Genomic DNA, 22,134 nt, shown 5'->3' with positions numbered 1-22,134 from the left:
AAAATCAGGAGAATGTCCACAAACAAAAGGATTTTCTCCTGATTTTTCCATAAACGGAGCGAGGGCGCCGCTCAATCATCTAACTTGATGATTTTGCGACACCCTCTTTCTGTATAAGTCACATTTTTTCTGCTGTGATTACTTTCTCTGTGCGATTGCAGCCTGTGCAGCAGCCAGACGTGCGATCGGTACACGGAACGGTGAGCAGGATACATAGTCCAGGCCAAGCTCGTTGCAGAACTCTACAGAGCTCGGATCTCCGCCGTGCTCGCCGCAGATACCTACGTGGAGCTTCGGATTCACCGGTTTTCCAAGATCGATAGCCATCTTCATCAGCTTGCCAACGCCAACCTGATCCAGTTTTGCGAACGGATCGTTCTCGAAGATCTTGGCGTCATAGTAAGCCTCAAGGAACTTACCTGCATCGTCACGGGAGAAGCCGTATGTCATCTGTGTCAGGTCGTTTGTACCGAAGCAGAAGAAGTCAGCCTCTGCAGCGATCTCGTCGGCTGTAAGGGCAGCTCTCGGGATCTCGATCATGGTGCCAACCTCGTACTCAAGGTCGCTTCCGGCAGCCTCAATCTCAGCGTCTGCTGTCTCAACAACGAACTTCTTCACGTATTTCAGCTCTTTGATGTCGCCAACAAGCGGGATCATGATCTCCGGCTGAACCTTCCAGCCCGGATGAGCCTTCTGTACGTTGATAGCCGCGCGGATAACAGCCTTTGTCTGCATCTTCGCGATCTCCGGATATGTTACGGCCAGACGGCATCCGCGGTGACCCATCATCGGGTTGAACTCGTGCAGGCTGTCGATGATCTCTTTGATCCTCTCAACAGTCTTGCCCTGAGCCTCGGCCAGCTTCTTGATGTCCTCTTCCTCTGTGGGAACGAACTCGTGAAGCGGGGGATCCAGGAAGCGGATCGTTACCGGGTTGCCTTCCAGAGCCTCGTACAGCTTCTCGAAGTCGCTCTGCTGATAGGGAAGAACCTTCTCAAGAGCTTTCTCTCTCTCTTCCTCTGTCTCAGCACAGATCATCTCACGGAATGCATCGATCCTGCCCTCGCCAAAGAACATATGCTCTGTACGGCAAAGACCGATACCCTCAGCGCCAAGCTCTGCAGCTTTTCTTGCATCCTCGGGTGTATCTGCATTTGTGCGGACCTTCATGGTTCTGTACTTGTCAGCCCAGTCCATGATGCGTCCGAACTCGCCGGCGATCGTAGCGTCTACAGTCGGGATGATGCCGTCGTAGATGTTACCTGTGGAACCGTCGATGGAGATGCAGTCTCCCTCGTGGAACTCTTTTCCGCCGAGTGTGAATTTCTTGTTTGCCTCGTCCATAACGATGTCGCCGCATCCGGATACGCAGCACTCGCCCATACCACGTGCAACAACGGCAGCGTGGGATGTCATACCGCCGCGTACTGTCAGGATACCCTGTGCAGACTTCATGCCTGTGATATCCTCAGGGGATGTCTCAAGACGTACAAGGATAACCTTCTCGCCTCTCTCAGCCCACTCTACAGCGTCGTCAGCCGTGAAGACAACCTTACCGCAGGCAGCTCCCGGAGAAGCTCCAAGACCTTTGCCCATCGGAGTTGCAGCCTTCAGGGCAGCAGCGTCGAACTGCGGGTGAAGCAGTGTGTCAAGGTTACGCGGATCGATCATGGCAACAGCCTCTTCCTCTGTTCTCATGCCCTCGTCCACGAGGTCGCATGCGATCTTGAGGGCAGCCTGCGCTGTTCTCTTACCGTTACGTGTCTGCAGCATGTACAGTTTGCCGTGCTCTACAGTAAACTCCATGTCCTGCATATCTCTGTAGTGAGTCTCCAGAGTCTTGCACACATCCTTGAACTGTGCAAATGCCTCCGGGAATTTCTGCTCCATCTCTGCGATGTGCATCGGTGTGCGCACGCCGGCAACAACGTCCTCGCCCTGTGCGTTCGTCAGGAACTCACCGAACAGGCCGTTCTCTCCTGTAGCAGGATCACGTGTGAAAGCAACGCCTGTACCGCAGTCATCGCCCATGTTGCCGAATGCCATCATCTGTACGTTGACAGCCGTTCCCCAGGAATACGGGATATCATTGTCACGACGGTATACGTTTGCTCTCGGGTTGTCCCAGGAACGGAATACAGCCTTAACAGCACCTACAAGCTGCTCCTTGGCGTCGGACGGGAAGTCGGAACCGATCTTCTCCTTGTACTCAGCCTTGAACTGTCCTGCCAGAGTCTTCAGATCCTCTGCTGTCAGCTCAACGTCCTGCTTAACGCCCTTCTCCTCTTTCATCTTGTCGATGAGCTCTTCAAAGTACTTCTTGCCTACTTCCATAACTACGTCGGAATACATCTGGATGAATCTTCTGTAGCAGTCCCAGGCCCAGCGCTCGTTACCGGACGCTGTAGCAAGAGCCTCGACAACTTCCTCGTTCAGGCCGAGGTTCAGGATCGTGTCCATCATACCAGGCATGGAAGCTCTCGCACCGGAACGTACGGAAACGAGAAGCGGATTCGTCTTGTCTCCGAATTTCTTTCCTGTGATCTCCTCCAGCTTGGCCATAGCTTCCATGATCTGACTCATGATCTCGTCGTTGATCTGTCTGCCGTCCTCGTAGTACTGTGTACAAGCCTCTGTCGTAACAGTGAATCCCTGCGGAACGGGGAGTCCCAGGCCTGTCATCTCAGCAAGGTTGGCGCCTTTACCACCGAGAAGGTTTCTCATGGTAGCATTGCCTTCTGTGAACATATAAACCCATTTTGTTGCCATGTTCCAATGACCTCCTAATTTTTTCTTTCTAGTAAACTCTAGTAATTTGCACATATATTTTACTGGTTTTGCCAGGGTTCGTCAAGCCTAAAAGCCGCAACTTCTCAAATAGTTCCTCTACGCGCTGACCGGATCCTTCTCCTTTTTCCGGTTCACGTTCATCACCAGCATCTGGAGACGGTTCTCAATGTTCGCAAAGCTGACGTCCGGATCGTAGTCAAGGGGCAGGATCTGCGCGTCCGGGGATCTGCGACTGCGATCTTCGTTGTCGTGGATCCCACATCGATCCCGGCCAGCAGTGTCCGGCCGGGCTGTCCATCTTTCTTTTCGTCCTCCATCCTGTTCTTCCCTGCCTTCTCTTATGTCTCTTCTCCCGCCTGCGCCGTTACATGCCGAATCATCCCACGGACGGAGGCATTTGCATTCACTACGGTCAGTGTGATATCCGGGTGACAGTGCTGGAATACGCGGAACACTTCATCTGCAAAACCCTGTCCCATGAAATCAATCCCCCGAAAATCAAAGACAATCTCTCTGAACTCCTCCAGTCTGCGCAAAATGCGCCTGGCCTGGGACCGGGCCACCGGATCACCCAGCGGACACATCTCCCGCAGGGGAATCTCTGTTTTCACAAATCCCTCCTCCAGCGGGGCATACATGTCAAACACCTCTCTGGATGTGCGCTTTGTATCATTGTCGAGCATCATTACAGCCATCGTCCCTATCCCCTCCAGTCTTGTATAATAGGAAATCAGATGAGACTGGACAAATCTGTGCCGGTCGCCGCACCGATATGCGTAGATCGTATTGTCCGACCATATGGCAAACTGAGCCAGCATCTTTGACACAAAAAAGATTCCCTCTCCTGAATGTCCTTCCGGATTTGTCGTAAGTTTCCCTTTATACAGCTCCAGCGCCGCCTGTACGCTGTCCAATGCAACTTCCTTTTTCTCCTGCATGTATTTCTGTATATTCCGAAAAATCCCGGTTCCATTATCTGTAATAGAAATCTCTGTATACAAAGGATCCTGCTGCAGAGAAAAAAGGATCCTGCTGCCTTTGGAATGTTCGATTGCATTGTTCATGATCTCCGTAAACGCATAGTACCAGATATCCCTCACATTGTCAGGCAGATCACGCAGATATGGATAAATATACTCCCAGAAAAGGCTGTCTTCCTCCAGTTGCTCTGCGGTGTCCAGTTCCCAGTTCTCAGAAACCGTGCGCAGCTTCCATCCTGTCGGCTGATCCGCATCTCTTTCCAGAATTCCCCCTCTGTCGCACTCCCGGACATAGCGGCGAACAGAAGTCTCTGAAATTTCGAAGTTATCCGCAGTCTTCTTCAGAAAATCACTTTCTCCATTTCGAATCTTATCCAGCATATACTTCCGGATCGCGTTTCGCTTCTCTTCTTTAAAAGACATATGCCATACTTTATCTCCGTATTTAAGAACTTTATTTCCTGTTTATTGTACTATAACATATTTTATGTCGATAATCAAGATATTATTTCAACTTCCCGTCCTTCTTGTTCCACACCCCCGCCACTTCATTGACTGTAGATACAGTCACAAACGCCTGCGGGTCCGTCTCCTGGATATAGTGCCTCAGCATTGCATACTCATTCCGGGTCAGGATCGACACCAGCTCCGTGCGCGTCACACCCTCATAGCTTCCCTTTGCCTGGTAGAGGGTTGCCCCGCGCTTCAGCTCCGTGTGGATGTATGCCGTCAGTTCCTCGTAGTGATCGGACAGGATGCACACCCTCTTTTTCCGCAGGAAACCGCCGATATACTCGTCCACCAGCATGCCGTTCATGTACGTTCCAAGGAGACCTGCCACCACGGTCCTCCCGTCATAGAAGATCGCCGAACTCAGCACGATGACGATGCCGGCCGCAGAGACGGCTTTCCCGATCTCCACGTGGAGATATTTATTTAAGATCTTGGCCACGATATCCAGACCGCCTGAGGACGCCTGCACCTGGAACAGGATCGCCTGCCCGATGCTGACGATCACCAGCATGGCCAGCGTATCCAGGATCAGATCCCCCGTGATGGATTTCTGGTCGGGAAATACGGTTTCAAAAATGGCCAGGAACAGCGGCTGGAGCAGGGAGGCATACACCGTCTTTACGCCAAACTCCTTGCCCACCAGAAGAAAACCGGCCACAAGACAGAACACATTCAGGATCAGGGTCATGGCCGAGATGGGAAGCGGAAAGACCTGCACGAGCACCAGCGCCAGACCGCTGATGCTGCCCATGACGACGTGCAGCGGCAGCATAAAGAAGTAGACAGCCACCGTGACGATCACCATCCCCAGCGTGATATACAGATATTCTCCGGCAACTTTTTTCATAGGAACCTCCTTGTATTTGCAATTGCTCATATCACCGTCTGCGTACGTAAAAAGAATATCGGTTCCCGCGCCATTTTTCAAGACATTTTTTCCGCTTCAGATTTCCCGCAGGAACTGCGTCACCAGCCCCTCGAACTTTTCCTTCACCCGGTCCGCCGTCTCCTGCACTTCCCGGTGATCCAGCGGCTGATCCAGAATGCCGGCGGCCATGTTCGTAATGCAGGAGATACCGCACACCTCCATGCCCATATGCCGGGCCGCCATGGCCTCGCACACGGTGCTCATGCCCACTGCGTCCGCCCCGAGAGCCCGCAGCATACGGATCTCCGCCGGCGTCTCGTAGTTGGGCCCGGAGAGCTGGGCGTACACGCCCTCCTTCAGATCCACGCCGGCGGCGTCCGCCGCTGTACGCAGCTTGTCCGCCAGCGCCGGGCTGTACACGTGGCTCATATCCGGGAACCGGGGTCCCAGCTCATCGATGTTGGCGCCCCGCAGCGGGCTCGGCACAAAGGAGGAGATATGATCCGTAAGCAGCATCAGGTCCCCCGGATGAAAGGACGTATTGATGCCGCCCGCCGCGTTGGTGAGGACAAGGATCTGCGCTCCCAGCATGCCCATAAGCCGGGCGGGGAGGACTACCTCCTGCATGTCGTACCCTTCATAGTAATGCACTCTCCCCTGCATCAGCACCACCGGCACCCCCTGGGCCGTGCCGAACAGGAACCGCCCTTTATGGCCCGCCACGGTGGACACCGGGAACCCCTCCAGCTCGCTGTATGGGATCTCCGCCTCCGCCTCGATCTGTTCGCCGTATGCCCCAAGGCCCGATCCGAGCACAATGGCGGCCCTGGGCACAAGGTCCGTCTTCCTGCGGATCGTCTCCACATATCCTTTCAGTCTCCCGTACATCCTATGTTCCTCCTTATACCAGTTCTGCAAGTCTGGATGTGCCGATGGTCCCCTCCGGCATCTCCAGCCCGAAATTATCCGCAACTGTCGCCCCGATGTCTGCAAATGTCTGTGCATCCGGGAGCGGTCCGCCTTCCTGCATGGAGGGCGACCAGGCGATAAAAGGCACGTACTCCCTCGTATGGTCTGTTCCCGTGTAAGTGGGGTCGTTGCCATGATCCGCAGTCAGGATGACCAGATCGTCCTGCCGCAGAAGCTCCATGAGCTTTCCAAGGCCGGCGTCAAACTTCTCGATCTCGCGGGCATACCCGTCCGGGTTTCTCCGGTGCCCCCACAGGGCGTCGAAGTCCACCAGGTTCGTGAAGCAAAGGCCCCGGAAGTCTTCCCGGCAGATCTGGCAGGTCTGCTCCATGCCGTGGACAGAGCTGTCTGAATGGAGGGATCTCGTGATGCCCTCCCCCGAAAAGATGTCGTGGATCTTGCCGACGGCGATCACATCATAGCCGGCGTCTTTCAGCGCGTCCATAGCCGTTCTTCCAAAAGGCTTCAGGGCGTAGTCCCGGCGGTTGCTCGTCCGGACGAACTCCCCCTTCTTCCTGCCCACATAGGGCCTTGCGATGACCCGGCCCACTTTCCACTCATCCTTTAAGGTGAGTTCCCGGGCGATCTCGCAGCAGCGGTACAGGTTTTCAAGGTCGAAGGTCTCCTCATTGCCGGCGATCTGCAGCACAGAGTCGGCAGAGGTGTAGACGATCATGGACCCGTCCCGGATCTCCTCCTCCCCCAGCTCATCCAGGATCTTCGTCCCGCTCTCGCTGCGGTTGCCGATCACCTTCTTCCCGCACCGCCTCTCCAGCTCCTGGATGAGTTCCGGCGGGAACCCGTGCTCTGTGAAGGTGCGGAATGGTTTCTCCACCTTCAGACCCATCATCTCCCAGTGCCCGGTCATCGTATCCTTGCTGTGGCTGGCCTCCGCCATCCGCATGTATCTTCCCGCAGGGGCCTGGTCCGGCTTTATCCCCTCCACCGGGTGGAGATGCAGCATGCCAAGCCGGGTGAGATGGGGGATCAAAAGGGGCCCGGCGGCCTGCGCGATATGTCCGAACGTGTCCACATCCGTGTCCCCGTACTCCGGCGAATCCGGCATGGCGCCGATGCCGAGGGAATCCAGCACGATCACAAAAATCCTCTTATATCTGTCCATCATCTTCCCTCCTTCCAGTCTGCAAGCTCCCTGTAAAGTTTCTGTTTGACGCTGTCATCCGCGAACGACACATCCACTGCATTTTTTAAAAGAAGGAAGATCTCCTCCTCACGGATGCCGTACATCTCCTGCACGAAAGCAAGTTCCCCGGACAGGGTGCTGCCGCTGACCGTGCGGTTGTCCGTGTTGACCGTGACCTTCAGCCCGGCGTCCAGGAACTCCCGCAGGGGATAGTCTTCCGGCCTCTCCACCGCCCTTGTCTGCAGGTTGCTCACCGGGCACATCTCGATGCCGGTGCCCCTCTCCCGGCACAGGGCTTTCAGCGCATCCTGCCCCCGCATGGCGATGCCGTGGCCGATCCTGGCCGCCCCCGCATCCAGCGCGTCCCGGATATTCGCGGCGCTGCCGCACTCCCCGGCGTGGATAGTGAAAGGCATGCCCATCTTCCGCGCCTCCGCAAAAAGCTCCCGGTACTCCGACATAGGCCAGGCGGCCTCGTTGCCGGCCAGGTCCGCGGCGCACACTCCCTGCCCCAGGAACTCCCGGGCCGCGCGCAGCATGGACAGATTCTGCTCAAAGGCCTGGCCCCGCATGGCGCAGACGATGACATTGTACTCTGTTCCAAAGTCCTGCCGGCCTCTCTCCAGTCCTTCCAGCACAGCCCGGATCACCCGGCCGCATGTCAGATCCCCGTGGGCCGAGAGGGAGGGCGCAAACCGCACCTCCGCATAGCGCACATGTTCCCCGGACACAGACCGGATGAAATCATAGCCGGCGCCCTGAAGTCCCTCCTCATCCTGCAGGCAGGCGAGGGGCAGATCAAACTTTTCCAGATATTGGGGAAGGCTCCGGCAGTCCGGCTCCACCTGCAGTTCCCGGATGGGCACCGCTCTTCCCAGCCGGCTTTCCACGAACGCCCGGCTCAGGGATCCGTCCAGGTGGCAGTGGAGTTCCACTTTCGGAGCAGACTGCCAGCGGCTGCCCTTCAGTTCTTTTCTTTTCAGATCCTTCTCTTCCCGCTCCACAGCTGCAGCCTCCTTTCTCTTACCACTTTACCTGCTGCATGCGGATGCATCCAGCCGTTCCAGGGCCTCTATAAACAATCCCGCAAACCTGTCTCTGTCCACATCCTCCAGCACAAGCACGTTTTTCTGCTCATTTCCGGCAAGCCGCTTATCCGCATAGGTCAGTCCCCTTGCGGGGCCGTCCTCTGTGGACACCTCCACATGCCAGCGCTCCCCGCGGAACATGCCTGGCTCCAGAAGGTACGCCACTGCGCACAGATCATGGATGGGACTGTCCACAAAGCCGAACTGTTTTCCCGACTCGTGGTAGAACGTCAGCAGTTCCCCGGCCATACGGCTGATCCTGCCTTTTGTCTTCAGGCTTTCGATCTCCTCCGCCGTAACGGCCGCCTTCTCCGTCACATCCAGCCCCGCCATCACGATGGGGATGCCGGAGGTAAAGACGATCTGAGCCGCCTCGGGATCCACGTAGATATTGAACTCAGTCAGTTCCGTGCAGTTGCCGTGGCTGATGCCGCCGCCCATCATACTGATGCAGCTGATCTTCTCCTTCACCTCCGGAAACACCTTCAGAAGCAGCGCCAGGTTCGTAAGCGGCGCCAGCGCGGCGATGGTCACCTTCTCCGGGCAGGCCATGATCTTCTCATAGAGGAATGTCACCGCATGTTCGGATGCCAGCGGATAATCTCCCGTGCCAAAATCAAATCCGTCCATCCCGCTGTCCCCGTGGGCCTCGGGGGCCGCCTGAAGCCGCCTCACGAGGGGGCCCTCCTGGCCGGATGCCAACGGAATATCTGCACAGAGAAAACGGAGGATATTTTTTGCATTCTCTGTCACCCTTTTAAGCGTCTGGTTTCCTCCCACCGTAGTGATGCCGAGTATCTTCAGCTCCTCCGGATGGGCGCAGGCCGTCAGGATCGCCATGGCGTCATCGTGGCCCGGGTCGCAGTCGATCAGAAGATATCTCATACTGTCACCTCCAGCAGTTCCCCGATGGTCAGGATATCCCGGTGCCCCAGCAGGTTGGCGAGCTGGCACAGGTAGGGCTGCTTCAGGCTGCTGAATCTGAGAAGTTCCTCGTCCCAGAAGATTTCCCGGGGCGAAGCGTCTCTTCTCTTTTTCTTCTCAGCCATGACGATCACCCTCTTAAAATATTTTACAACAAATTCCATGTCATGGGTGATGGTAATCACAATTTTTCCTTTTTTTGCAAGACCGGCTCCGATCGCGCCGAGAAGTTCCGTGGACTTCCTGTCCTGCCCGGCCGTCGGCTCATCCAGCGTTCTCCTCTTCACTTCCTCCGGCGCCATCTTCTGCTTTACAAGGCCGTATGAGATCTCCTTGTAGATGGATTCCTGGAAGATCTGGTCGTCCGGATTCTGGAACACATACCCCACCTTCCTGGCGATGGTGGCTGTCGTCTTGTCCGCCGTGGACTGCCCTTCGATCAGAACCTCCCCCTTTGTCGGGCGCAGAAGCCCGTTCATCAGCTTGACCGTCGTCGTCTTGCCCGCGCCGTTCTGTCCGATAATGGCCACAGCCTCCCCTTTTTCAAACGCCATGCTCACATCCTCCACGGCTGTGTAGCCGTTTGGATAAGCAAAGCTCACGTTCTGTACCGTGAGCGGGATTTTGTTCTTTTTCCCTGTGCGCTTTTCCCTCTCCAGAAAATACAGGACCACCTGGGGGAGCTGGCCGCCGCATACAAGCACCTGCGGATCCGTCAGGATCTCCTCCGTCTTCCCCTGCATGGCCACCTGGCCATCCGCAAGAAGCAGGATGTGGTCGCAGTACTCTGCCACCAGGTCCACCTTGTGCTCCACCAGGATGATCGTCTTGCCCTGCTCCTTCAAAAGCTTCACGATCTCAAAAATGTCCTCTGTGCTCTTTGGATCCAGTTGGGATGTGGGTTCGTCCAGGATCACGATCTCCGGATCCAGTGCCAGCATGGACGCCAGGGCCACCCGCTGCTTCTGCCCGCCGGAGAGCTCATATGGGTTTTTATCCCTCAGCTTTTCCAGATGGAAGATCCGGATCAGTTCCTCCACCTTCTCCTTCATCTTCTCCCGCGGGACGCCCGTATTCTCCATCCCGTAAGCCAGTTCCTCATAGACCGTCTCCTTGACGCCGGAGATCTGGGTGAATGGATTCTGGAAAGAATATCCCACGATGGAAGCCCGTTCCCCGGGCCCGTACTCTTCTATCTTCTTCCCTTTGATGAGCACGTCCCCCTCCAGCGTGCCCCGGTAGATCTCCGGGATAAACCCGCGGATGATATTGCAGACGCTTGTCTTGCCGGACTCGTTTGCGCCGATCAGCCCCCACACCTGTCCTTTTTCAATTTCAAAAGAAATATCTCTGATTACTTTGTGGTCTTCCAGCGGATACTGGTAGCTCACATGTTTCAATGAAATGACTGCCATTACATCACCCTCCATGCAATATAGGCGATCAGTCCTGCCACGCACAGGATATCCAGGACATAATCTGCCGGTTTTTTACGGATCTCATAGATTGACGTCTTTTTCGCCTTTGACGAAAATGCTCTCGACTCCAGGGCCAGCATCCTCTCCTCTGTCTGCTGGATGGAAGACAGCACCAGGGGGCCCAGCATGGGCACAAACGCTTTCGCCCGGATGAGAAGACTTCCTTCCGTCTCAATCCCCCTGGACTTCTGCGCGTCCGTGATCGTTTTGGAGAGAGCAGACATCTGCGGGATCAACTGGATCGTGGAGGAGATGAGGAACGTCACCTTTCTGGGCGTGCCTGATTTCTCCAGCGCGAATGTGATATCCTTGATATCTGTCACCTGGAAAAAACAGATGACGAGGGAGCTGATCGCCACGATCTTGGACGTCATGCTCAGGCTGTCGTTCAGCCCGGTCTGGGAGAAATGGATGAACGCCCAGATCGGCTGCGCATCTTCATTGCTGATGATGAAGACCTGGATGGCAAATATGAAAATAATAATGATGAAGATGGATTTGAAAAATGTCCCTAGGAACTGTCTGGCCGTCCCCGCGCAGAGACTGAAGAGAAGCACCACCAGGAACATGAGATACTGGAGCATGTACCCGGGCGTAAATACGCTTAGGATCACCAGCAGGAGCAATACTGCAAATTTAGTCGAAGGATACAGTTTTCCGATTGCGCTGTTCATTTATCTTACCCCCTTCTTTTTGATGTAAGGCATTCCGTAGTTGAGCTTTACAAGAAACCGGTCCGGGATCCGCTTCACGATAATATAGCTTACGGCAAAATTGATGATCGTGTTGAAGGTTCCCGTGAGCAGGTTTGCGGAGAGCACAGAGGTCCAGAGCGCCTGTCCGGTTGCAAGGAAGGCCGCTGTCACCAGGTCTGTGCCGGAACCTGTCACGCCCCCGAACATGAAGGTGGACACGACGCCGGAGACCATGGCCGTCACCACATTGATGATGGCACAGCCGATGACAATGCCGAAAATGTTGGTGAACCATCTCCACCTGGACATAAAGCCGCACACCAGGCCCAGCGCCATAGATACAAACGCAAACCCAAAGGAGACCGGGTTCAGCATCCCGTTCACTACATTGCCAAGCATGCCGGCCACAAGGCCCACCCAGGGGCCGGCGATCATGGACACCAGCATGATGCCGATCTGGTCTACAAACACCGGCAGCTTCAGGATCGTTGACAGCTGATACCCCACCACGCTCAATGATACACCTACCGGTATCAGCAGAAGCGCCAGCAGAGAGAAATCATATTTTATTCCTCGTTTCATATTCTCAATTCCTTTCCTGTTCATCTAATACTTCCCGCAGATACGGGATCGCCGCTGCAGCCCCCCGCCTTGACACCGTGATGGCTGCAACCTGTGAGGCTGTCCGCAGAGCCTGCTCTTCTGTCCTGCCCCGCAGGATCTCCGCAAAGAAATACCCTGTAAATGTATCCCCCGCCGCCGTGGTATCCACAGCCCTGGTGCGGACGCAGGGAGCGGACAGACACAGCCCGCTGCTCTGGCACATGGATCCGTCCTCCCCAAGCGTGAGTACGATCTTCATATCCGGATACATCCGTCTGAACTGATCCAGCACTGCCTCCGGCTCCTGCTCCCCTGTCATCTGAAAGGCCTCCACCTCGTTCAGGATCAGCCAGGAGACCTGCTCCAGCCCGCAGCTTCGCAGCGACTCCTCCCACGGCGACGGGTTCAGCACGATCTCCATCCCGCGTTCATGCGCTCTTTGGATCAGATATGGAAGATTGTTGATCTCGTTTTGCAGGATCAGAAAATCTCCCCCGTCAAACTGTTCCAGCACACGGCTGATCTCTTCCTCCGTCTGCATCCGGTTTGTACCGCCGAAGATGATGATCGAGTTCTGTCCCTGCGCATCCACCTGGATGACCGCGTGTCCGCCCGGCTCGCTGCAGGATTTGAGATAGTCGGTATGCACGCCGTACTCCCGGCATGTGTCCCGGAGCAGATCCCCGCCGCTGCCGGTCTTGCCCGCCAGATAGGTCTGTGCTCCTGCCTTGGCAAATGCAACCGCCTGGTTCAGACCTTTTCCGCCGCAGGAGACCTTCATGTCTCTTGCCGGAATGGTTTCTCCCGGCCCTGCAAAATGATCCACACTGTAGACGTGATCCAGATTGAGAGAACCGTAGACAAGCACTTTTTTCTCTGTCATATTGTACAGTTTTCCTCCTTTCCCTCTTTTTTAGGCATTTCAGACAAAAAACCAGGGCGGAAGCAACAGTTTCCGCCCTGGTTTTTATGCACTTTTCTTACAGATAGAGGTTCTCCAGCATCTGCCTGTACTGCTCCTGCGACACCGTCGTCTTCTTGTGCCAGGATCCTATCTCGCCGGTCTCCTTGAGTTTCTGCAGATTCCGCCCCACCGTGCGCACACTGACTCCGATGCTGCTGGCAATGTCCTGGTATTCCGCATGGACCGTGACCTTGCCTTTTTCCGCCTCCGCCTGGTGTCTCTCATAGTAACTGGTCAGATAGTATCTCACCCGGTCGATCCCCTGGAAATAATAGAGGATCCCGTCATTGCCGGACCGCTTATAGAGATCGTCTGCCAGAAGCGCTGTGCATCGTCTTAAAAGAGAGACATCCTGCATCGCCGCCTCATAGATCAGCGCTGCATCTATCCTCACCATCTCAACTCTTGTGATGCTGACAATAGTGGCGATATAGCTCTCCTTTCTGGCAAAAATCTCCAGAAGTCCTATATTCCCATTCTGCCGGTCCAGTTGAAAATAACTGTATTCATTTCCGTCCGCATACTCCCGCACGCCGGCAGCCACACCGTCCAGTATGAAATAGATGCTGCCGGGAAATTCTCCCCGGGAGACGATGAGTGTCTGCGGCTCCACGACCAGATGCTCTCCATGCTTTTTCAAATGTTCCGGCAAAACAGAGTAATTAAATACCGTTTCCTCCCTGTACTTCTCCCACAGTCCTTGTAAATCCATCATTCTACAGTTTCCTGGATTTCTCCGCGCCTGCGTTGATGCAGTCGATGACAGCCGCCCGCATGCCGCCTCTCTCCAGCGCTTCGCACCCCTCGATGGTCGTGCCGCCCGGGGAGGTCACCATGTCTTTGAGCTGGCCCGGATGGATCCCCATGTCAAGGATCATCTTCGCCGTCCCGAGACAGGTCTGCGCTGCCAGTCGGTAAGCCGTCGCCCTGGGAAGCCCCTGCTTCACACCTCCGTCCGCCATGGCCTCAATGAACATGGCCACGTAGGCCGGACCGCCGCCGCTTAAGCCGCAGACTGCATCGATGAGGTGCTCCGGCACTTTCTCCACCACGCCGATGGCTGCAAAGAGTTCTGTAGCTGCCGCCATCTCCTCCTCCGTGAGGTCATTGTCTGAGCAGAGGGCAAACGCGCCTTCAAACACCATAGCCGGTGTGTTTGGCATGGTCCTGAGGATCCGGGGCGCCCCCTTGATCATCCCGCGCAGGCGCTCTGCCGTGACGCCCGCCACGATGGAGATCACCGCCTTGCCGTCCAGGGCGTCCCCGCACTGGGCCAGCGTCTGCTCCACGTACTGGGGTTTTACAGCCAGCAGGACCAGATCGCTTGCGCGGCACAGCTCCCCGCAGCCTGCCGCAGTACTTACGCCCCACTCTTTTGCCTTCTCCATGGCTGCCGCGCTGACGTCGTACACCGCTGCGTTCTCCTTTGGCAGCACGCCGCTCTCCAGCGCGCCGTGGAGGATGGCTCCTCCCATATTCCCGCATCCGATCCAGCCGATTTTCTTTGTGATCATTGTTTTGTTCCTCCCTTTATTTTCTTTCTGTTTTTTTCTTCTGTCCGTATCTCTCCATCCAGAGCTGTGTGCCCTCCGCCATGCACCGGGCTGCGTACAGCATTCCCTTGTGGCCGATGCTCATGCCGGCCTGTTTTGCGGCGGCCCAGTGGTGGAGGGGGGTTCCCCTGCACATGGTGGCAGCGCTCAGGGTGATGAGGGGCACCGTGTGGCTCACCTCAGAGGCGTCTGTTCCGATGGAGATGGGCACCGGCTCATCCTCCAGCGGCTCCAGGCCCCGGAAATATTCCCCGCCGTTGTCAAAGCCCGCCTCCCGGCTTACCTGCTCCGCAAAGTCCAGCTCCTCCTGCGTGTACACGGGCGTCGGGATCTTCGTCATGGCCTCATAGTAGAGCTCCGTCAGCTCCCGGTCGATCTTCATCTCTTTGCAGCTTGACACAAGCTCGATGTCTACTGTCGTCCCCGTCATGATGGCGGCGCCCCTGGCGCAGTCATCCACCCTCCTGGAGGCATCCTCCGTCCTTGCCCGCAGGCTGGAGCGGATATAGTAGTTTGTCTTTGCCAGATCCGGCACCACGTTGGCCGGCTGGCCGTTGTCCATGTAGGCGTAGTGCATCCGCACATCTCCCGCCACATGTTCCCGCAGGTAGTTGACCCCTACGTTCATGAGCTCTGCGGCGTCCAGGGCGCTGCGGCCCTGCTCCGGCGACCGGGAGGCATGGGCGCTGACCCCGTGGAACGTATAGTTCTTAATATCCTGCGCCTGCCAGATATCATTGCTGACCCGGTTCCGGTCAAAGGGATGCCAGGTCACGGCAATGTCCAGGTCGTCAAAGACATGCGCCCTGTTCATGACGATCTTGCCGGACATAGTCTCCTCCGCCGGGCAGCCGTAGACCCGAAGTGTCCCCTGCATCCCCTTCTTCTCCATCTGTGCCTTCAGCGCGCAGGCCGCGGCCGCGGCTCCGGTCCCCAGGAGATTGTGGCCGCAGGCATGGCCCAGTCCCGGCAGGGCATCGTACTCGGCCAGGAAGCCGATGACAGGGCTTCCCTCTCCCCACGCGGCTGTGAAGGCCGTCCCGATCCCGGCGGTTCCGCCGCTTACCTGAAAGCCGTTTTCTTTGAGGAAGGCAGCCAGGCAGGCCGCGGATCTCTCCTCCCTGTAGGCGGTCTCCGGGTGATGGAATATAAAGTCCGCCGTGCGGATCATTTCGTCCTCATGCTCCTCCAGCCAGGAGGTGATCCCATTTTTCAATTCCGCCGATGCACTCTTTTCCAGTGTGTCACCCGGATAGAGCTCCTCCGGCGGGATCGTATCCAGCACATCCAGGTACGCCCGGCCGAATGTCTCCGCAAAGTCTTCCAGGGCAAGGGCCGCCGCCTTTTCACCGTCCTTCCCCAGGTCCTCTGCAAGCACCCGGCTGATGGTGGATTTTAAGTGGGCTGTGTGGAAATTGAAATCCTTCATGCAGGATGTCCCGAGTTCTTTTTTCTTTGCCGCCAGCGCCTCGTTTTCCTCCGGCGTCAGCGGGCAGCCCCAGTCGAACTCACAGCGCTTCCCGCCCCAGCTCATGGGTTCTGTGATCTGGGTGCAGACATAGGCGTCCTGGTAACCCTGGTAAACGGCATCATCTACATGGACACAATAAAGTTTCCCGTATTCTGTCAATCCGTGCTTCTTCCAGGCATCGCACCAGGCGCATCTGGCTATGTAGGTGCGAAGCGACGGCTCTGTGCAGATCTGCCCGAATTCCATCTGCCCGTCATAGTCCGGTTTCCACTCCCCGTACGCCTGGTTTGTCAGTGTATTCAGTTGTTCCCCGCGGGCGAGGGCGTTCAGCGCCATCCGCCGGCCCCTCTCCTTCCCATAGAGGATCATGCCGTGCAGAATGGCCTTTTCCCCGTCCTCCCCGCACAGTTCCACCGCCCGCTTCGCCAGCAGGGCAAAGAGGACTGCATGGTGTTCGATGTTACAGCTTACAGCCGTCTCTGCCATATTTATTCCTCCTCTGCCTGCTTTTCATACAGGAACCGCTCCGGCAGCGTCACATGGAATGCTTCTGCCAGATCCCGGAAATTCCGGGCCGTGATCGTCTGCCGCTTGACCGGGGACACAGAGAGGACTTTGAGCAGGATCTGCGCAGACTTCTCCACCGTGTGCATCAGCCCGAAGGTTGTGTCAAAATCTTCACCGGAGCAGAACATCCCGTGATGGGCCCAGACAGCCACGTCGTACTTTTTCATCAGCTCGCTGGTCACCACCGCGATCTCTCTCCCGCCCGGCACCATCCAGTCGACAACGCCGATGCCGTCCGGGAAAATGACCGGACACTCTGTCATCATCTCCCAGATTTCCCTTGTGAAGACCTCGTCTTTCAGCGGCAGCACAAAGGTCAGGGCGATCGTATTCGGCGTGTGCGCGTGGTAAATGACTCTGTGTCTTCCGCCGGAAATCTCTTTCTTTACCTCGTGGTTCATCAGGTGGCTCGGCAGCTCGCTTGTCGGCCGTCCGCCGTTTACAAGCCCCCAGCAGATCCTGTAATTCTTTCCGCTGTCGTCGATCTCAATGATCGCCGTTGTGTCCGCGGGATCCAAAACCGCGTTCCGGAAAAATTTCCCGCTTCCGGTTACCATGAAAAATTCGCCTGCCAGACCGGGCACGTCCGCTCCGATCGGCTGCCACGGCCGGGTCCTGTCAAGCAGCGGCATGACCTCCTGCGCCTCCTCCGGCTTCATGCGGTATGTGAGATTCCCGCCGTTTCTCTCATGCCAGCCCTGCTCCCATCCGTCGCTGCACATCCTGACAAATCCCTGTACAAATTTTGCGTCTGTTACGTTCATGTTTCTGCTCCTTTCTCCTGTATATGTATTTTATCTTATGGTTCAAACGTCCTGATCGGAAACGACTCTCTGACGCAGGCACGCGCTTCCGCAAGATCCCGGAATATCCCTGCTGCCGTCATCTGCACTGTCAGGTTGCCGATGGCTGTCGCCTCTGTCGGGCCGGCCGACACCGTGCGCCCTGAGGCGGATGCAGTGATCCTGCTCAGATAATCTGCATTGGCTCCCCCGCCGATGATATGGATACAGGCAAAGCGCCGGCCCGAGACCGCCTCGATCTCCTCCGCTGTCTTTGCGTAGCACACTGCCAGGCTCTGGTAGATGACGGCCGCCAGTTCCCCCGTCGTCTCCGGCACCGGCTGTCCGGTCCTGCGGCAGTACAGCTTCACGGCCTCCTTCATGCTCTCAGGTGCAAGGAAGATATCGTCGTTGACATCCACCCGCGAGGGGAAGTCCCGGTTCTTTTCCGCTTCCCTGCACACCCAGGCGAAATCATAGACATCCCCGTCCTCATGGCGCAGGGACTGGATCATCCAGAGTCCCATGATATTTTTCAGCAGACGGAACCTCCCGTCATAGCCTCCCTCGTTGGTCAGATTGGCCTTCCTGGCCTCCTCTGTCAGCACGGCCTCGCGGACTTCCGTCCCCATGAGGGACCATGTCCCGGAGCTGATGTACAGGCCCGTCTCCTCCCGGCAGGGCATGGCAAGGACCGCGGAGCCGGTATCGTGCGTGGCCGGCAGCACGATCTGGCAGTCGAACCCGACCTCCCTGCGTATCTCCTCCTGCAGCGGGCCCAGCACGGTGCCCGGCCTGCATATCTCCTGGAACATGGTTTCCGGATAGCCCAGCATGGCGATGAGCTCCCTGTCCCAGTCCCCGCTTGGCGCATCCAGCAGCTGCGTGGTCGTTGCGTTCGTGTACTCGGTGGCTTTCCTTCCTGTCAGCAGGAAATGAAGATAGTCCGGGATGAGGAGCAGCGCCTCCGCCTTCTCCAGCAGGCCCGGCTCCTGTTCCTTTACTGCCATCAGCTGGTAGATCGTGTTGAACGGCTGTCTCTGGATGCCGGTGCGCCGGTAAAGAGCTTCCTCCGGTATAGTCTGATATACCTTCTCCTCCATGCCTTTTGTGCGGCTGTCCCGGTATCCCACAGCCGGACCCAGGCGCCGGCTGCTGCCGTCCAGGAGTACAAAGTCAACACCCCACGTGTCGATCCCCATCGTATCTGGCGTGTATCCCTGTTCCCTGCACTTTTTCATCCCTGCCAGGACTTCCCGGAACAGGCCGTCTATGTCCCAGCACAGCCTGCCGTCCTGCATCTTCATACCATTGGGAAACCGGTAGATCTCCTGCATCTTCATCCGTCCGTTTTCCACATATCCGACGATGTGGCGGCCGCTTGAAGCGCCGATATCTACGGCAAGAAAACATTTCATCTTCCACACGCTCCTCTCCTTTTCATCTGCTTTTCAGTTTACCTCATTTTTCTCCGAAATGACAGGGCTGCCGGAAATTTTCCCGGCGGTATCTACGGCTGTGCCTCGAGCTGCATAATGTGCAGCGCCACCATGATCCGCATCCGGTTCTCATTGCTCAGGATGTCGCAGCCGAGCAGTTCCCGGATGTGGTTCAGCTTGTAGGCCAGCGTGTTTTTGTGGCAGTACAGTGCTTTTGCCGTGCTGACGGCGCTGCAGTCATGCTCAAAGTAGACCCGCAGGATCTTCATGTAGGAAGTCCCGTGCTCCCTGTCATACCGGAGCAGTGCGCCCAGCACTTCCTCCACAAAGTCCGGACAGATCGACGCATCTTTCACGTCCGTGAGGATCTTGAAGATGCCCAGCTCATCATAGGCAAGGTAGTTTGTCGGGATCGTCGTCTTCGTGAGCTGGTAGGCGGTGTAGGCAGTCTCGTAGGATCTGTGGATATCCTGCAGCCGCGACACAGTCGTGCCGGCGCCGATATACAGATGCGGATCCTCCCTGCACATATTCCGGAAGTACTTCTGCAGGGATCCGCAGCCGCCCCCGGCGGCCAGAAGGATGAGTCTTCCCTCCTCCTCGTAGAGGATCGATTTGTCCAGGCAGAAATGCAGCTTTCTTTGGATCGCTTCCAGCTGTTCATTCCCTTTCTCTGTGTCGTAGGTGTGGCAGCTTAAGATGACCACCGTGTAGGACAGATCCCGCGGGAACCCGTTCCGCTCCAGGTGACTCAGATACATCTCCTCATTGCGCGGGTAGAAGATCGCGTTTTTCAGCGACGCGATCAGATTGGTCTCCCTCTGCTCGTTTTTCAGCAGGATCTCGGAAAACTTCCGCATGATATCGATATACGGCGTCTTCCAGGAGGCCGAAAAAAGCGGCAGCCTCCTGGCGTTGCACCAGTCCACCGCTTCCTCCGGAAAGCGCTTTCCCTCCCTGAGTGCGATGATGACGCCGCCGGCCCCTGCGCCGTCCATAGCCTGCAGGTAGTCCATGAGCCACGCCTGCGAATCGTAGCTCAGGCCCGAATTAAACACAAGCTCGTCCCCGTAGAGAAATTTTGCCAGTTCGCTCCCCTCCACCGAGTGGATCCAGCTGATCTTTCGGTCGAAACAGGACTCTGTGTGAAGCCTGACCTCATACTCTGTCGGTATTTCCTGATACAGATATTTCAATTCAACTGCCATTTTCATCTGCTCCTTGTAAGAATCTAAGTTCAATATATCATTTTTGTGCTTCTGGCACAATTATTTTACCAATATCTGTAACAAAAGAATATATCCCTCTATAACAAGCTGTGCTATATTGTATTCGAAATACAAAACATACTTTTAGCCCCCTATTTGTATTTCCATCACAATCTCCAGATGAAAGAGGCAGCGTGCATGTGATCTGCACGCTGCTTTTGTTTATGTCATTTCTAAAGAAACTGTAAACTTTCCCTCTTTGCTTGACCCGCCCGATGCGGCCATATTATGATGGCCTGGGGCCTTTCCCGGGTCCCGCTGGAAAGGAGTTTCTTTATGGAATATACATGGATGCAGCTTTGCTGGCTTTTCCTGATCTACTCTCTCATAGGCTGGGGAATGGAAGCGGTTGTGGGGACAGTGAAAAACAAGCGGTTTACCAACAGAGGTTTCTCCACCGGCCCCTTCTGCCTTGTCTACGGTTTTGCAGCCGTGCTCATGACAGTCACGCTGGATGAGCTGACCGGGCGGCCTGTATTTCTCTTTCTCGGCTGCGCGGTGCTCGCCACGGCGGTGGAGTGGATCACGGGCAAGACGCTGGAGAGGCTGAACCGGCACAAATGGTGGGACTATTCAGATAAGAAGTGGAACTTTGACGGCTACATCTGCCCCCAGTACACATTCCTGTGGGGCATCCTCGGGGCGGCCGCGCTCGCATACGGGAACCGGATTTTCCTGGATCTGTACACGGCCCTTCCGGAACCGGTGAACCTTATCACCGTGTGGGTGATCACGGGCTATGTGTTCATGGACCTCCTTGTTTCCATAACAGCAGTTCTCCACCTCCGCAGCCATGAGATCCTCACAGCCGAGCGGATCAGAAACAGCGACAGATACAAAAACCAGCCCTTCCGGGCCGGCGCTTCCCTCATCGGATTCGCAGAGCGGCGTATGGCCGCCGTATACCCTGTCATCGAGGAGCGGACACAGGAACTGTTTAAGACAGGTACATTTGCCGAGGGCTGCGGTTTCTACAAGCTCTTCTGGCTCTTTCTCACCGGCGCCCTGCTGGGAGATATGACGGAGACGCTCTACTGCCGGGCGGTTGGCGGCGTGTGGATGAGCCGCAGCAGCCTTGTATGGGGGCCTTTCAGCATCGTGTGGGGCTTTGCCATTGTTCTGGCAACAGCCCTCCTGTACAAAGACCGCCATCGGCCGGACCGGCACATTTTCCTTGTAGGCGCCTTTCTGGGCGGCGCCTACGAATACATATGCAGCGTCCTCTCCGAGCTCGTACTCGGCCAGGTCTTCTGGGACTACAGCGGCATCCCCTTCAATCTGGGCGGCAGGATCAATCTGCTCTACTGCTTCTTCTGGGGCATCGCCGCCGTCGTTTGGATCAAAGGGCTCTACCCCCACTTTTCCCGCTGGATCGAGAAGATCCCGAAGATCGCCGGATACATCGCCACCTGGATCCTGGTCGTCTTCATGTGCGCCAACATGCTCGTCTCCGCAGCCGCCCTCATCCGGTACAGTGAGCGGGACGGCAGCCCTGCAGCCAAAAATGGCTGGGAACATGTCATAGATACCCATTTTGATGACGCCAGAATGAAGGAAATATATCCCAACGCACAAATCCGCTAGGGAAATTGTATGGATGTGATACACAATAACACACCAGTTCGTGTAATTCCGGACGTAACACTTTTAAAAAGTATTACGTGACCTGTTAAAGTATTCACAGCAAAACATTTCCTCTGCATACCGGCTCACCTTCTCCTCCAACTGCCTGTACCGCCGGACCACATCCATGCCGTCCTCCGTGACCAGGCAACTTCCACCGCTGGCCCCGCCGTGCCGGCGGGTGATCAGGCTGTACCCCAGCTCCCGTTCCGCCCTGTCTATGATCTTCCAGCCCTTGCTGTAAGACATGCCCATCCGTCCGCAGGCCTCCTTCATGGAGCCCGTCTGCTGCAGCAGCTCAAGAAGCTGCGCCACGCCGGGTCCGATCACCGGCTCGTCTGTGCAGATCTGCAGCTTCACCCTGGTGTGCAGCCTCTTCTCTTCGGGTTTTATCATTTTTCCTGTTCCTCCCATC

General features: G+C 56.4%; 20 protein-coding genes. 1 reads left to right on the top strand and 19 read right to left on the bottom strand.

What is annotated here, in order from left to right; all coding sequences use genetic code 11:
* Window positions 1–138: 138 nt before the first annotated feature.
* The 18 genes from ppdK to H6A20_RS11265 form a co-directional block, all read right to left on the bottom strand.
* Window positions 139–2,769 carry a pyruvate, phosphate dikinase gene (gene ppdK, locus H6A20_RS11355; RefSeq protein ID WP_204907238.1) on the bottom strand — a complete coding sequence of 877 codons (2,631 nt, stop codon included), beginning with the start codon at window positions 2,767–2,769 and terminating at the stop codon, window positions 139–141.
* Between the two features lie 161 nt (window positions 2,770–2,930).
* On the bottom strand, window positions 2,931–3,107 hold the full coding sequence (locus tag H6A20_RS11350) for a RuvC family protein (RefSeq protein ID WP_204907237.1): 177 nt from the start codon (window positions 3,105–3,107) through the stop codon (window positions 2,931–2,933).
* A 21-nt stretch (window positions 3,108–3,128) separates the two neighbouring features.
* Window positions 3,129–4,193 (bottom strand): STAS-like domain-containing protein, encoded by a 1,065-nt coding sequence (locus tag H6A20_RS11345; protein ID WP_204907236.1) that lies wholly within the window; start codon window positions 4,191–4,193, stop codon window positions 3,129–3,131.
* A gap of 82 nt (window positions 4,194–4,275) precedes the next feature.
* Window positions 4,276–5,130, bottom strand: a complete 855-nt coding sequence (locus tag H6A20_RS11340; protein ID WP_204907235.1) for a YitT family protein — start codon at window positions 5,128–5,130, stop codon at window positions 4,276–4,278.
* 96 nt (window positions 5,131–5,226) lie between these two features.
* Window positions 5,227–6,039, bottom strand: coding sequence for a purine-nucleoside phosphorylase (locus tag H6A20_RS11335; RefSeq protein ID WP_204907234.1), 813 nt, complete (start codon window positions 6,037–6,039; stop codon window positions 5,227–5,229).
* A gap of 13 nt (window positions 6,040–6,052) precedes the next feature.
* Entirely contained in the window at window positions 6,053–7,243 is a 1,191-nt protein-coding gene (locus H6A20_RS11330) for a phosphopentomutase (protein ID WP_204907233.1), read from the bottom strand.
* The gene (gene add / locus H6A20_RS11325) at window positions 7,243–8,268 is read right to left on the bottom strand and encodes an adenosine deaminase (RefSeq protein WP_338106695.1); all 1,026 of its coding nucleotides are present in this window, start codon (window positions 8,266–8,268) and stop codon (window positions 7,243–7,245) included. The genes H6A20_RS11330 and add overlap by 1 nt, the downstream gene beginning before the upstream one ends.
* Window positions 8,269–8,295: 27 nt before the next feature.
* Window positions 8,296–9,237 carry a nucleoside hydrolase gene (locus H6A20_RS11320; RefSeq protein WP_204907232.1) on the bottom strand — a complete coding sequence of 314 codons (942 nt, stop codon included), beginning with the start codon at window positions 9,235–9,237 and terminating at the stop codon, window positions 8,296–8,298.
* Entirely contained in the window at window positions 9,234–10,691 is a 1,458-nt protein-coding gene (locus tag H6A20_RS11315; protein WP_204907231.1) for an ABC transporter ATP-binding protein, read from the bottom strand. The genes H6A20_RS11320 and H6A20_RS11315 overlap by 4 nt, the downstream gene beginning before the upstream one ends.
* On the bottom strand, window positions 10,691–11,428 hold the full coding sequence (locus H6A20_RS11310; protein ID WP_204907230.1) for an energy-coupling factor transporter transmembrane component T: 738 nt from the start codon (window positions 11,426–11,428) through the stop codon (window positions 10,691–10,693). The genes H6A20_RS11315 and H6A20_RS11310 overlap by 1 nt, the downstream gene beginning before the upstream one ends.
* The gene (locus H6A20_RS11305) at window positions 11,429–12,031 is read right to left on the bottom strand and encodes an ECF transporter S component (RefSeq protein ID WP_204907229.1); all 603 of its coding nucleotides are present in this window, start codon (window positions 12,029–12,031) and stop codon (window positions 11,429–11,431) included. It abuts the gene before it with no gap.
* Window positions 12,032–12,035: 4 nt separating this feature from the next.
* Window positions 12,036–12,935, bottom strand: coding sequence for a ribokinase (locus H6A20_RS11300; protein ID WP_204907228.1), 900 nt, complete (start codon window positions 12,933–12,935; stop codon window positions 12,036–12,038).
* Window positions 12,936–13,032: 97 nt separating this feature from the next.
* A complete protein-coding gene (locus H6A20_RS11295; RefSeq protein WP_204907227.1) occupies window positions 13,033–13,728 on the bottom strand; it encodes a Crp/Fnr family transcriptional regulator in 696 nt (231 codons plus the stop codon).
* Between the two features lie 4 nt (window positions 13,729–13,732).
* Window positions 13,733–14,530 carry a pyrroline-5-carboxylate reductase gene (gene proC / locus H6A20_RS11290; RefSeq protein WP_204907226.1) on the bottom strand — a complete coding sequence of 266 codons (798 nt, stop codon included), beginning with the start codon at window positions 14,528–14,530 and terminating at the stop codon, window positions 13,733–13,735.
* Window positions 14,531–14,546: 16 nt separating this feature from the next.
* Window positions 14,547–16,526, bottom strand: coding sequence for an amidohydrolase (locus H6A20_RS13930; RefSeq protein WP_338106694.1), 1,980 nt, complete (start codon window positions 16,524–16,526; stop codon window positions 14,547–14,549).
* A gap of 2 nt (window positions 16,527–16,528) precedes the next feature.
* Window positions 16,529–17,371, bottom strand: coding sequence for a rhamnulose-1-phosphate aldolase (gene rhaD / locus H6A20_RS11275; protein ID WP_204907225.1), 843 nt, complete (start codon window positions 17,369–17,371; stop codon window positions 16,529–16,531).
* A 35-nt stretch (window positions 17,372–17,406) separates the two neighbouring features.
* A complete protein-coding gene (gene rhaB, locus H6A20_RS11270) occupies window positions 17,407–18,807 on the bottom strand; it encodes a rhamnulokinase (RefSeq protein WP_204907224.1) in 1,401 nt (466 codons plus the stop codon).
* A gap of 92 nt (window positions 18,808–18,899) precedes the next feature.
* Window positions 18,900–20,036, bottom strand: a complete 1,137-nt coding sequence (locus H6A20_RS11265) for a PucR family transcriptional regulator (protein WP_204907223.1) — start codon at window positions 20,034–20,036, stop codon at window positions 18,900–18,902.
* A 336-nt stretch (window positions 20,037–20,372) separates the two neighbouring features.
* Between H6A20_RS11265 and H6A20_RS11260 the strand changes: the two genes are divergently transcribed.
* Complete coding sequence (locus H6A20_RS11260; RefSeq protein WP_204907222.1) at window positions 20,373–21,680, top strand: putative ABC transporter permease; 1,308 nt, start codon at window positions 20,373–20,375, stop codon at window positions 21,678–21,680.
* A gap of 63 nt (window positions 21,681–21,743) precedes the next feature.
* On the opposite strand, the gene H6A20_RS11255 is transcribed toward H6A20_RS11260, so the two are convergent.
* Entirely contained in the window at window positions 21,744–22,115 is a 372-nt protein-coding gene (locus tag H6A20_RS11255) for a winged helix-turn-helix domain-containing protein (RefSeq protein WP_204907221.1), read from the bottom strand.
* Window positions 22,116–22,134: the final 19 nt, after the last annotated feature.

The organism is Mordavella massiliensis (assembly GCF_016901695.1).
Lineage (GTDB): Bacteria > Bacillota > Clostridia > Lachnospirales > Lachnospiraceae > Claveliimonas > Claveliimonas massiliensis_A.
This window is presented reverse-complemented; position numbering and strand designations above follow the sequence as displayed.